This is a genomic window from Enterobacter cloacae complex sp. (assembly GCF_900322725.1).
Taxonomy (GTDB): Bacteria; Pseudomonadota; Gammaproteobacteria; order Enterobacterales; family Enterobacteriaceae; genus Enterobacter; species Enterobacter quasihormaechei.
In genome coordinates this window covers 44,024-56,174 of sequence record NZ_LT991957.1, presented here as the reverse complement: position 1 = coordinate 56,174, position 12,151 = coordinate 44,024, and the positions used below count along the sequence as shown (strand labels likewise).

The 12,151-nt window shown below is 54.9% G+C and carries 14 protein-coding genes; 4 read left to right on the top strand and 10 right to left on the bottom strand.

Annotated elements, in window-relative coordinates:
* The 6 genes from DBR02_RS00285 to DBR02_RS00260 all read right to left on the bottom strand — a co-directional run bounded on the left by DBR02_RS00285 (position 1) and on the right by DBR02_RS00260 (position 5,607).
* Complete coding sequence (locus DBR02_RS00285; RefSeq protein WP_107533292.1) at positions 1–471, bottom strand: hypothetical protein; 471 nt, start codon at positions 469–471, stop codon at positions 1–3.
* Between the two features lie 160 nt (positions 472–631).
* On the bottom strand, positions 632–1,348 hold the full coding sequence (locus tag DBR02_RS00280) for an ABC transporter ATP-binding protein (protein ID WP_107533291.1): 717 nt from the start codon (positions 1,346–1,348) through the stop codon (positions 632–634).
* A complete protein-coding gene (locus DBR02_RS00275; RefSeq protein ID WP_063868429.1) occupies positions 1,345–2,220 on the bottom strand; it encodes an ATP-binding cassette domain-containing protein in 876 nt (291 codons plus the stop codon). The genes DBR02_RS00280 and DBR02_RS00275 overlap by 4 nt, the downstream gene beginning before the upstream one ends.
* Positions 2,217–3,491, bottom strand: coding sequence for a high-affinity branched-chain amino acid ABC transporter permease LivM (gene livM, locus DBR02_RS00270; protein ID WP_107533290.1), 1,275 nt, complete (start codon positions 3,489–3,491; stop codon positions 2,217–2,219). Before livM ends, DBR02_RS00275 begins: the two co-directional genes overlap by 4 nt.
* Positions 3,492–3,502: 11 nt before the next feature.
* The gene (locus DBR02_RS00265) at positions 3,503–4,417 is read right to left on the bottom strand and encodes an ABC transporter permease subunit (protein ID WP_063450156.1); all 915 of its coding nucleotides are present in this window, start codon (positions 4,415–4,417) and stop codon (positions 3,503–3,505) included.
* 68 nt (positions 4,418–4,485) lie between these two features.
* On the bottom strand, positions 4,486–5,607 hold the full coding sequence (locus tag DBR02_RS00260; protein WP_063868432.1) for a branched-chain amino acid ABC transporter substrate-binding protein: 1,122 nt from the start codon (positions 5,605–5,607) through the stop codon (positions 4,486–4,488).
* Positions 5,608–6,018: 411 nt separating this feature from the next.
* On the opposite strand from DBR02_RS00260, the gene DBR02_RS00255 reads away from it, so the two are divergent.
* Positions 6,019–6,687, top strand: a complete 669-nt coding sequence (locus tag DBR02_RS00255) for a YecA/YgfB family protein (RefSeq protein WP_107533289.1) — start codon at positions 6,019–6,021, stop codon at positions 6,685–6,687.
* A 28-nt stretch (positions 6,688–6,715) separates the two neighbouring features.
* Here DBR02_RS00255 and tyrP read toward each other — a convergent pair whose 3' ends face one another.
* Positions 6,716–7,927: a tyrosine transporter TyrP gene (gene tyrP, locus DBR02_RS00250; protein ID WP_107533288.1), complete on the bottom strand. Its 1,212-nt coding sequence runs from the start codon at positions 7,925–7,927 to the stop codon at positions 6,716–6,718.
* 191 nt (positions 7,928–8,118) lie between these two features.
* Between tyrP and DBR02_RS00245 the strand changes: the two genes are divergently transcribed.
* Positions 8,119–8,355, top strand: a complete 237-nt coding sequence (locus DBR02_RS00245) for a YecH family metal-binding protein (protein WP_107533287.1) — start codon at positions 8,119–8,121, stop codon at positions 8,353–8,355.
* A gap of 37 nt (positions 8,356–8,392) precedes the next feature.
* Here DBR02_RS00245 and ftnA read toward each other — a convergent pair whose 3' ends face one another.
* Both ftnA and yecR read right to left on the bottom strand, forming a co-directional pair.
* Complete coding sequence (gene ftnA, locus DBR02_RS00240) at positions 8,393–8,890, bottom strand: non-heme ferritin (protein ID WP_003859676.1); 498 nt, start codon at positions 8,888–8,890, stop codon at positions 8,393–8,395.
* A 200-nt stretch (positions 8,891–9,090) separates the two neighbouring features.
* Positions 9,091–9,429, bottom strand: a complete 339-nt coding sequence (yecR, locus tag DBR02_RS00235) for a YecR family lipoprotein (RefSeq protein ID WP_107533286.1) — start codon at positions 9,427–9,429, stop codon at positions 9,091–9,093.
* A 245-nt stretch (positions 9,430–9,674) separates the two neighbouring features.
* Here yecR and DBR02_RS00230 point away from each other — a divergent pair, with 245 nt between their 5' ends.
* Positions 9,675–10,313: an RpiB/LacA/LacB family sugar-phosphate isomerase gene (locus tag DBR02_RS00230; RefSeq protein WP_003859680.1), complete on the top strand. Its 639-nt coding sequence runs from the start codon at positions 9,675–9,677 to the stop codon at positions 10,311–10,313.
* 43 nt (positions 10,314–10,356) lie between these two features.
* Here the strand turns inward: DBR02_RS00230 and DBR02_RS00225 are convergent, their stop codons facing one another.
* Positions 10,357–11,775, bottom strand: coding sequence for an MFS transporter (locus tag DBR02_RS00225; RefSeq protein ID WP_107533285.1), 1,419 nt, complete (start codon positions 11,773–11,775; stop codon positions 10,357–10,359).
* A gap of 214 nt (positions 11,776–11,989) precedes the next feature.
* Here DBR02_RS00225 and azuC point away from each other — a divergent pair, with 214 nt between their 5' ends.
* Positions 11,990–12,073: a stress response protein AzuC gene (gene azuC / locus DBR02_RS00220; protein WP_003859682.1), complete on the top strand. Its 84-nt coding sequence runs from the start codon at positions 11,990–11,992 to the stop codon at positions 12,071–12,073.
* Positions 12,074–12,151: the final 78 nt, after the last annotated feature.

The following is a 12,151-nucleotide window of genomic DNA, read 5'->3' as shown; positions in this document are numbered from 1 at the left end:
TTATGAGTAAGAGATATTTGCCATCTTTTTATAGCGTTCTGGCAAAGCGCTGTTTAGGCTGAGCACCTTATCCAGAATATAAAAAGCAGGGGTATTTTTTTGCTGCTCGGCCTCGATGATTGCGGCGCGTAATATCGTGGCCGCAGACGTAATCTTGTGAAAATATGCCTCGGACTCGGGCGTCTGAAATTCACCCGACGTGGCGTAACGCACGTGCGGCCAGCCGGAGAAGTCGAGCAGCGGAAGGGGCTTTCCTGCTTCAGGATGACAGGCTGAAATCAGCGCAGCCGCTTGTTTAGGGTCGCGATGGGCAACGGACAGCATGTACACGCGCTGCGAAAACGGTGTCAGAGCCTCTGAGTGATGTTTCGTCGCCATAAGCATGGCCATAAAATCCTGTAAATCATTGGCTGAATCGGTGTCAGGTGGTAATACAGTTTTCATTAACTGATATAACGCATCAAGTGTCATGTTTGCCCCGGATCCTCTTATCATTATTATTCAGTTTGCCGCTGAACGTTTATCGGCCCACGCAAAGGCGGGTCGTGAGGATGATATTTGAATACGGTCGCATCAGAAAAACGATTAATAATGGAAATCACTGTGAGTTTTTCTCACTATAGCCCTGGCTTCACACGCCACCCAGATACGCCTTCCTCACCTCCGGATCCCTCAGCAGCGCCTCGCCGCTGCCGCTTAACCGAATCTGCCCGTTAACCATCACATAGCCGCGATCGGACAACTTCAGGGCATGGTGCGCGTTCTGCTCTACCAGAAAAATCGTCATTCCGTTACGGGCCAGCTCGCGCAGCGTCTGGAAGATCTGTTTAACCATGATGGGCGCAAGGCCGAGACTGGGTTCATCCAGCAGCAGAAGTTTGGGGCGGCTCATCAACGCCCGGGCGATAGCCAGCATCTGCTGTTCGCCGCCGGAGAGCGTCATCGCCCGCTGGTTGCGTCGCTCCCTAAGGCGGGGAAACAGGTCAAACATGCTTTGCAGATCTGCCGCCGCATGGTGATTGCCGATGGGGATTGTTCCCATCAGCAGGTTCTCTTCTACAGACATATCCGGGAAAATGCGCCGCCCCTCAGGGGCCTGCGCGATGCCGCCGGTGGCCACGTAGTGGGTGGATTTTTGGCTGATATCCTCCCCGCAAAAGAGGATCTGCCCATTGCGGATCCGGGGCTGGCCAAAAACAGACATCAGTAATGTGGATTTCCCCGCGCCGTTAGCGCCAATCAGGGCCACGGTTTCCCCTTTATTCACCTCCAGCGAAACCTGCTTCAACGCCTGGATCGCCCCGTAGAACACGTCCACATCATGAAACTGAAGCATCGGTTCGCTCACAGATTTACCTCGCTTTCGTCGGTGCCCAGGTACGCGGCAATCACCTTTTCGTTGTGCTGGATCTCGGCGGGTTTACCTCTGGCAATAACGTCGCCGTGATCGAGCACAATAATGTCGTCCGAAATGTCCATCACCATCCCCATATCATGCTCAATCAGCAATACCGTGATGTCGTGGTGGTCGCGCAGGAACCGAATGATATCGCTCAGCTTGTGCGTCTCCACCGGGTTCAGGCCGGCAGCGGGTTCATCAAGACAAATCATCTCCGGGCCGGTACACATGGCACGGGCGATTTCGAGGCGTCGCTGCTGGCCATAGGACATTTCACCGGCCAGACGGTTCGCGCAATCCACCAGATCCACCACCTCCAGCCAGTAAAACGCCCGGTCCAGCGCATCGTTCTCTGCCCGACGATACGCAGGGGTGTTGAGTACCCCCGCCAGCAGGTTACGGTTGACGCGCATATGCTGTGCCACCAGCAGGTTTTCCACCACCGACATCTCGCGGAACAGGCGGATGTTCTGAAACGTGCGCGCAAGACCCGCGCGGTTTACCAGATGCGTGCCGCCAAACATCTTATAGAACAGGCGTTGACCAAGCTGCGCCGGGTTGAGCCAGTCGCCGGGCTGGAATTTCTGCCCGAGCACCTGAATGACGTTGGTGGTTTTATGCCGGGCATTGAACAGAATGTTGCCGCCGGAGGCCCGGTAGAAGCCGGTCAGGCAGTTAAAGACGGTCGTTTTTCCCGCGCCGTTAGGGCCAATCAGGGCGGTAATTGATCCGCGCTGCACCTCAAGATTGACGTCATTCAGGGCCTTGATCCCGCCGAAATGCATCATTAGATGTTCTACGCGCAAAATCGTTGCGTTCATGGCGCCACTCCTTTCCGTACGGCAAATCCGCTGCGGTTAATGCGGATCAGACCGCGAGGACGCCAGATCATCATCACCACCATCAGCATGCCAAAGAGCAACACGCGGTATTCCGCAAAGCTGCGCAGCAGCTCAGGCGTGACGGTCAGCACAAAGGCGGCCAGCACAACGCCCACGGTAGAACCCATCCCGCCCAGAACCACGATCGCGAGGATCAGGGCCGATTCAAAAAAGGTGAAAGAGGTGGGGTTAACGAATCCCTGATAGGTGGCAAAAAACACCCCGGCAATACCTGCCGTTGATGCGCCCAGGGTGAAGGCAGAAAGTTTGACCAGAACGTGGTTAAGCCCCATGGAACGGCAGGCAATCTCGTCCTCACGGAGCGCTTCCCACGCCCGGCCAATGGGCATTCGGGTCAGCCGGTGTTTAATGTACAGCACCAGCATGACCACCAGAAAAAGCACCGCATAGATGAAGATAAATTTCATGTTGGGGTTATAGGTCAGGCCGAAAAACTCGTGGAAGGGTATGCCGCCTTCTTTGGCGCGTCGGCCAAACTCCAGGCCAAAAAAGGTCGGGGCAGGGGCCGAAACGCCGTTTGGCCCACCGGTGAAGGTGAGCCAGTTGTTCAGCACCAGGCGGATGATCTCGCCAAACCCGAGCGTGACGATGGCGAGATAATCCCCGTGCATGCGCAGCACCGGAAAGCCGAGCAGGGCACCCGCGCCTGCGGCCATCAGCGCCGCCAGCGGCAGCATGCTCCAGAACCCGAGGCCCAGATACTGATACCCGAGCGCCAGGCCATAGGCGCCAATGGCGTAAAAGGCGACGTAACCCAGATCCAGCAAACCCGCGAGCCCGACGACGATGTTCAGCCCAAGGCCGAGCAGAACGTAGATCAGCCCGAGAATAGCGACCGTCAGCACGTATTTGGTGGCAACAAACGGGAAACAGATCGCCAGCGCGATAATCAGCGGAAGGATCCAGCGCAGGCGGCTTTTATATTCCGGTGGCCGGACATATACCCCCGCATTGTCGGATTCAAACCGCGCCTGTAAACGCTTTCCGGCCGACGTACCCGTGAAGGCGCTCAGCAAAAAGCGTCCCAGCATCACGGTGCCAACAATCCACGCCAGACGCTGGCCGTCAAAGTTAAAGCTGTAACCATCCAGTATGACGCCCGCAATCGGGCCGAAAATAATCAGGGCGATCATTCCGGAAAAAATTGCGTCCAGAATGTAGCGCTTCAGGGAAAAGCCGTCAGAGGTCATTGCGTTGTTCCTTACACTTTAGCCACGACAGGGCGGCCTAACAGCCCCTGAGGACGGAAGATCAGAATTAAGACCAGCAAACCAAACGAGAACACGTCTTTATAATCTGAGTTCACCATCCCGGAGAATTGTGCTTCTGCGACGCCCAGAATCAGCCCGCCGAGCATCGCCCCGGGCAGAGAGCCGATGCCGCCCAGCACCGCCGCCGTAAAGGCCTTAATGCCGATAACGAACCCGACGTAAAAATCAAAGGTGCCGTAATTCATGGTGATCAGCACGCCCGCCAGCCCGGCCATGGCTGCGCCGATAACAAACACCAGCGAAATAATTCTGTCGGTATTGATGCCCAGAATAGAGGCCATTTTGCGATCCTGCTGCACCGCACGACACATCCGCCCCAGGCGGGTACGGTTGATGATCCAGGTCAGCACCAGCATGCCCGCGAACGAGGCGATGAGAATAAAGACTTTGGTATAGGTTATCTGGACAAACCCTTCGCCCAGGTGGAAACGCAGCACGCCATCCAGCAGGGTCGGCACGCCCTGCTGACGCGGACCCTGACTGAGCTGGGCGTAGTTTTGCAGTATCAGCGACATCCCGATAGCTGAAATCAGCGGCGCCAGACGCGTCGAATTGCGTAGCGGCTTATAGGCGATGCGCTCGATCGTCCAGCCGTAAACCCCGGTGACCACGATGGTGAAAACCAGCGTTCCCAGGATCAGCAGCGGAAAGGACTGAAGTCCAAAAAACGCCAGCAGGGCCAGGCCAATGGCCGAGAGATAGGCGGAAATCATATACACTTCGCCGTGGGCGAAATTAATCATACCGATGATGCCGTACACCATGGTATAGCCGATGGCGATAAGGCCGTAGACCGAACCCAGCGTTAAGCCATTAATTAACTGCTGTAGGAAGAATGTACTCATTGTCGCGTACCTGAATAAAGGGTTACGCCGACAGGCAGACCTGCCGGCGCAGAGCAGATTCCGTCCCGTTATGGCACTTCTTTATATTTGCCTTTGTCGTCCCACTGGTAGACCACGTAGTCAGACACCTTGAGGTCACCTTTGCTGTCCCAGGCTTTTTGACCCATGACCGTGTCGACAGGGTTGGCCTTCAGCCACTCGCTGGCTTTCGCCGAATCCGTGCCTTTTGTGGCCTTGAAAGCCGCCGCGATAGCCTGCACGGAAGCGTAGGCGTAGAGGGTATAGCCTTCTGGTTCAAATTTACCGGCGCGGAATTTATCAATCACGGCTTTTCCGTCGGGGATCATGCGCGGATCTTTACCGAACGTCATGTAAATACCGTTGGTGTATTGCGCTCCGCCGGCAGCGGTGACCATCTCTTCATTGACGATGCAGTCCCCCGAGAAGAACTTCGCCTGCACGCCTTGCTCACGCATCTGGCGAACCAGCGGGCCCGCTTCCGGATGGCAGCCCCCGAAGAACACCACGTCCGGTTTTTGTGCGCCAATCTTGGTCACCAGGGCGTTAAAATCTTTTTCCCCGCGCGATAATCCTTCGTACATCACATCCTTAACGCCGCGTTTCGCCAGTGCCGCCTTAGTGGCGTCCGCCAGCCCCTGACCGTAAGTGTCCTTATCGTGGATGATGACCACCCGTTTGGCCTTCAGCTTATCAAGAATAAAATCGCTGGCGACCTGGCCCTGCTGGTCGTCACGACCGCACATGCGGAACACATCGCTCATGCCGCGCTCGGTAATCAGCGGGTTCGTTGAGCCGGGAGTGATGGAGAGGATCCCGGCATCGCTATACACCTCGGAGGCGGGCATGGTCGACGAGGAGCAGAAGTGGCCGACGACCGCTTTCACCTTATCCTGATCGACTAAGCGGTTGGCGACGGCAACGGCCTGTTTGGGCTCGCAGGCGTCATCGCCCTGAACCAGTTTGATTTTCTCACCGTTGATCCCGCCTGCGGCGTTAATGTCTTCCGCCGCCTGCGTAGCGCCATGCCAGTATTGATCGCCGTAGGTTGCGTTCGGGCCGGTGAACGGCCCGGCCACGCCGATGACGATATCGGCCTGCGCGGAAAAGGCCGTTACCAGACAGCCGGCCAGCACCAGGGAGAGGGGAGTTTTGGTAAATTTCAGCGACATTATTATGTTCCTTAGCAAAGAGGTTTTTGCACCAGGTATAAACCCGAACGCCTGATGGCATTGTTAATCCAAAAACAAGAGCGAGAACAAAATGCACTTTAGAAGCAATCTTCTGCTTAATACGGCGAGGATCCCACGCACCGTGAAGCGCGCAGAACATTAAGCAAAAAGGTTGCCAGAATGGTTAATCCCTTGACCGGGGCACAACATGTTGAGTATAGAGTGCCGTTTTACGCCCCTTTGCGGGATAAGATGAATTTTCAGCGGAGATCACATCTCCTTAACAACAAAGCCCATAAGTTGTGCAATGGTCACGATTTGCACGTTTTTGCAGCAGCAAAGACCTCAACTTCAGATAGGCACGGGCGGCGATATATGTCAGGATCGTTTTTTTTATCAGGAGTATCCGCAATGGCTGAAGGCCCATTAAATGAAAGCGAGATGGCGTGGCTGGAAGAGACGTTAATGTCTTACGGTCACGACGATGCATCCGTGATTGACGTGTCCGAACTGGACGGCATGCTTACCGCAGTACTTTCCGGTCCCGTTGTGGTGGAGCCCGACACCTGGCTGGTGGCGGTCTGGGGTGGTGAGAAGTATATTCCGCGCTGGAAAAACGATCGTGAGATGAACCGGTTTATCGATCTTTGCTTTAAGCACATGAACGATATTGCCGAGCGTCTGAGCGAATACCCGGATCAGTTTGAACCGCTGTTTGGCTATAACGATGTTGACGGTCAGAGCTACACCGTGGTGGAAGAGTGGTGCTATGGCTACATGCGCGGCGTGGCGCTGACGGACTGGTCATCCCTGCCGGAAGCGCTGGAAGCGGATCTGGCGGTGATTGCCCTGCACGGCACAGAAGAGAACAGCGAGAAGCTGGATGCACTGACCGAAGAGAAGTATATGGCCAGCATCGAGAGCATTCAGCCTGCGGCGCTGCGTTTGTATAACTACTGGGTCGCTAACCCGCAGCAGCCGGAAGCGAAAAAGCCAATAATCAACGGGGCGAAAGTGGGGCGTAACGACCCGTGCCCGTGCGGCAGCGGGAAGAAGTTTAAAAGCTGCTGCCTGCACTGAAAAAAGGGGCTATTCATAGCCCCTTTTTTTACCCCACTTCCGGCAGCATTCCCGCTGCAATCAGCACCTGCACCAGAATAATCACCACCCCGCAACCAAACACCGCGCACAGCATTGGCGTACCGCCCGCCACGCGATACCCCTGCTGCGGATGCTGCTGGCGGCTCTTCCACGCCAGCAGGGAAGGCAACAGCAGGGCCAGAACCGATAACGCCACGCCGGCATACCCCAGCGCCATCACAAACCCGCGCGGGTAAAAGAGCGCGAAGGCCAGCGGCGGCAGGAAGGTCATCGCCCCCGTCTGTAAGCGTCCGGCAACGCTATTGCGACGCTGGAGCAGATCCGCCATATAGTCAAACAGGCCAAGCGCCACGCCGAGGAATGAGGTTGCCAGCGCCAGGTCTGCAAACAGATGTACCGCCAGCTCTACGTGTGAAGAGGCCACCACGTTACGCAGGGCAACCAGGAAACCATTCAGACCAGAATGCTCTGCCATCAGGCCAATAAAAGTGGTGGAATCGATGCTGCCCAGCGTCACCAGCTGCCAGAACAGATAGGCAATCAGCGGAATGGCGCTGCCGATGACAAAGACGCGGCGCAGCTTGCGTGTGTCGCCGTTCATATAGCTCACGATGCTTGGCACGCTGCCGTGAAAACCGAACGAGGTAAAAATCACCGGGATGGCCGAAAGCGCCAGGCCTTTTTCCAGCGGCATCGTCAGCAGGTTGATCTTATGAACGTGCGGGGCCAGCAGCACCAGCATCACAACAAGGAAGAGAATTTTGGCGCTGAATAAAAAGCGGTTAAACAGATCGACCAGCGACGTGCCCGCGCAAACCACGCCGCCACCGATTAGCGCAAAGACAATGGCGCCTGTTTCCGGTGAAACCGACGCCCCGAAGCCGTCATTGATACTTGACGCTATCAGTTCCCCGGCGCCGCTGATGTAAGCGGCAGTCAGCGCGTACATCAGGAACATCATGCTAAAACCGGTGATCCACTGCCCGTAGCGTCCAAGATAGCGTGCCGCCAGGGAGCCTAAGCCGGTGTCGGCAGGGACGTGCTGATAAACCTCCAGCAACAGGAGCGCGGTGTAACACATCAGGGCCCACAATCCGCCCAGTAACAGTACGGTCACGCCAAATCCGACGCCGGCAGCCGCCAGCGGCATAGCCAACATTCCTGCGCCAATTGTCGTTCCGGCGACGATAAAAATACTTCCCAGAGTTCTGTTTTTCACGCTTTCCTCTACAACCCTTCCATACCGCGACTCATTCTGCGGCGCAGAGTAAGGGAAAAGCCCCATCTCGTCAAATCGCCGTTACATAGGGTGTAATGTTTAATTTACAAAAAGAAAAGGGGAACCTGCGCCAGCGCAAAGCGTGTCGTGGAGGGAGTGTTTAGTCTGCTTTTTATTTGCGAGAGGTAACCATGTCAATTCACGGTCACGACGTGCTTAATATGATGATTGAGTCAGGTGAGCGCTATACGGAGCAGAGTCTGGTTGAGGCAATTCATGCCCGCTTTGGCGAAGCGGCGCGATTCCATACCTGTTCGGCTTCGGAGATGTCTGCCGCAGAGCTGGTGGCGTTTCTGGCGGCGCGCGGAAAATTCATTCCGGCAGAAGACGGATTTTTTACGCACGAAAGTAAAATTTGCCGTCATTAAAATAAAACGGTGCTGAAAAGTCAGCACCGTTTTGATATTAATTCTGAGTATCGAGAGTCGACAGCTCTTTATCGATGAAGTACAGGCCTTCCCCGGATTTCCCCGCCAGCGATAATTTATCCAGCACGGATTTAAACAGCTTCTCTTCTTCGTGCTGTTCAGCCACATACCACTGAAGGAAATTAAAGGTTGGATAATCCTGGCTGGTCATAGCGGCATGAGCCAGTTCATTTATTTTCTGGGTGATCAGCTGTTCATGCTCGTACGTGGCGCGGAACAATTCATCCAGAGAGCCGTACTCGGCGAAAGGCGACGCCACGTTATCGATGCGCGGCAGGCTGCCGGTATCCGTCAGATAATCAAACAGACGCTGCATGTGCGTCATCTCTTCCTGAGCATGACGACGCAGGAAGGCGGCGGCCCCTTCAAAGCTGTGATAGCTGCACCAGGCGCTCATCTGCTGATAAAGCAGGGAAGAAAAAAGCTCAAGATTCATTTGCGCATTGAGCTTGTCGATCATTTCAGTTTTAAGCATGGTGCAGCTCCGGTTTATTATTTCTGGTTCACGATGAGCGACACTATAATTTGTTATTTAATTATTTGCAAAAAGTAAAATAAATATCTCTTTATTAAAAATACGAATGGGAATAAAACGCATTGCCGCTATTTATTTTTATTAATGCGAATTGTTTTTGTTCTTATTAAATAAACTGCCAGCGTGACTGGCAGTACCGGTTAATACCACGGATTCTGGCTGCCGGCGGTTACGGCATAACCCTGACATTTATACTGAATGGTCACGCTTTCATTCAGACACAGCGAGCCGCTGATAAGCGTACAGGTTTTAATGGGCTGTCCGTAGGCTGACGCGGTGGCATAGCCCATGTTTTGACAGGCTTTTGTTGCCGTACCGTTATTGACATAGTCGTCAGACCAGACGTTTTGCAGCATGGCCTGGCCATAGTCGAGGCGCACAATCCCGTTAGGGGCATCGGTACTGCTTACTTCTGCCTCACGGTTGATGCTGCACCCGGCGAGCAGCAGGATCGTTCCGGCGATGATTACACTTTTCATGGTTCACTCTGCGTGACGGGAAATATGCCATTGTAACCAACGCGAAGGGGCGCAATGGCTGGAATAGCCGGAGGATCTGACCCTTCACCGTGCAACGAGCCGGTCCCGCCTGCGAAATTGTGAGCGCATCTTTGTTTTTTAAAACAAGTTTTCACTTAATTTGAAAGTGCGTTTGTTTGATAGTAAGGTTAAGTGGAAAAGGTATCCACAGCGGGATCGCCCGCCATGCATTCAGGAGAGACGAGATGAAAATTGCACTGATGATGGAAAACAGCCAGGCCGCTAAAAATCCCATCATCCTTAATGAGCTGAAAGCCGTTGCTGATGAAAAAGGTTTCCCGGTCTATAACGTAGGTATGAGTGATGAGAACGATCATCATCTCACCTATATTCACCTGGGCATCATGGCGAGCATTCTGCTGAACGCGAAAGCCGTCGATTTTGTTGTTACCGGCTGCGGTACCGGGCAGGGCGCATTGATGTCCCTGAACATTCATCCGGGCGTCATTTGCGGCTACTGCATCGATCCTGCGGATGCTTTCCTGTTTGCACAAATCAACAACGGTAACGCGCTTTCTCTGCCATTTGCGAAGGGCTTTGGCTGGGGAGCAGAACTGAATGTCCGCTTTATCTTTGAGAAAGCCTTTACCGGACGCAATGGCGAAGGCTACCCGCCAGAGCGTAAAGAGCCGCAGGTGCGGAACGCGGGGATCCTCAATCAGGTGAAAGCCGCCGTGGTGAAAGAAAACTATCTGGATACCCTGCGTGCAATCGATCCTGAGCTGGTTAAAACCGCCGTCTCGGGCCAGCGCTTCCAGCAGTGCTTCTTCGAAAACTGCCAGGACAAAGAGATCGAAGCCTTTGTGCGCGGTATTGTTGGCTAATTCCGTTGTGCCGGGCGGCGCGTTGCCCGCCCGGCAAGAAGCCTTACTTTTTCGATGAGACCGCGCTGCCTGCATCTTTGGTCAGGCGCAGCGTGTCAAACATTCCCACCAGGCAGATTAGCGCGATCGCCACAAATGCCAGCCGGAAGCTCATTCCCGGCATGGCGGTAAGCCCCATCGCCTCGCTGACTGTTTCCCCGATACGAATACCAATTGCCCCGAGTGAGATCCCAAGCCCCACGGCAAGCTGCGTTGCGGTTGAAAATAACGTATTGGCGTAGCTCATCTGCGCCGGGGGCACATCCGCAAAGGCCAGCGTACTGACCGCCGTAAACTGAATCGAGCGGAAAACGCCGCCCAGATAGAGGATCAGCATCACGAGCCAAACCGGGGTCTGCGGAGTGAGAAACGCGCAGGCCAGCAATGCCATCACATTCAGCGCACCGTTAATCAGCAAAAGCCGCTTAAACCCCAGGCCGCGGATCAGGGGCGTCGTCGCGGGTTTAATGGTGAGATTGCCAACGAAAACGGCCAGCACCAGCAGGCCCGAATGGAACGCATCCATGCCAAAGCCGACCTGAAACATCAGCGGTAGCAGGAACGGGACCGCGCTGATGGACGCGCGAAACAGCGATCCGCCGTACAGGGTGACGCGAAACGTCGGCACCTGCATCGCATCGAGACCGATCATCGGCCAGGCTGCCCGTTTAAAATGACGCAGCGCCAGGCCCAACGCGACGAAACCGACGATGAACAGCGTGGCCGTTAATCCTGCCCGGAGAGGCTGTCCTCCCATCAACTCCATCGCGTAGACCAGGCTTACCATGGCAAGGGTGGTGACAACAAAACCCGGCAAATCAAACGGCCGTCGCGTATCTTCATGCAGGTCAGGAATGATGCGCAGCGCCAGCAAAATGGCGATGAACCCCAGCGGCACGTTAATAAAGAAGATCCAGCGCCAGTCGGCATAGCTTGTGATGAACCCGCCCAGCGGCGGGCCGATGATTGGCGCAACCAGCGCAGGCCAGGTCAGGGTGGCAATTGCCGTGATGAGCTGGTGTTTTGGCGTTGTGCGTAACACGGCCAGGCGGCCAACGGGCACCATCAGCGCGCCGCCTATGCCCTGGAGCACGCGCATCGCCACGAACTGCTCAAGCGTGGTGGACAGGCCGCAAAATACCGAGGCCAGCGTGAAGATCGCCAGCGCGAGGGCGAACACTTTGCGTGCGCCGAAGCGGTCGGCAATCCAGCCGCTGGCGGGGATCAGCACGGCAAGAGTGATCAGGTAGGCGCTGATACCGATATTCAGATCCACGGCCTGTACGCCAAAGCTCTTTGCCATATCCGGCAGCGCGGTGGCAATCACCGTCCCGTCCAGAAACTCCATAAAGAAAGCACCGGCCACCAGCAGCGCCGCAGGCGAGAGTCCACGGCTCTCTTTGCCGGTTAGGTTTTCACTCATTCTCTTCCTGCCTGTTCAAAAAATTTTATAAAAATTTACTGGAATTTATAAGTCTGTAAGCTGCGGATTTATCTTGGCTTTTTTTAACAAACCAGCAGCACTGTGGGGTTAGTAACCGTGATGTAGGTCACAAAACGGTTGATTTTTGTGATGGTGGTCATATTATAAGCGTATTGACAATAACACCTGCATAACACGTTACTGGAGCAACATAATGAAACTGCGCAAAATCCTGAAAAGCATGTGGGCGAACTACTGCACGACGTTCAAAGACGTCCCACCGGGTGCGATGTTCTGATAAAAAAACCTGCTTCGGCAGGTTTTTTTATGTCTGCGAACGACGAGAGGGAGATGGAAGGGCGTCTGTTTTGCTACT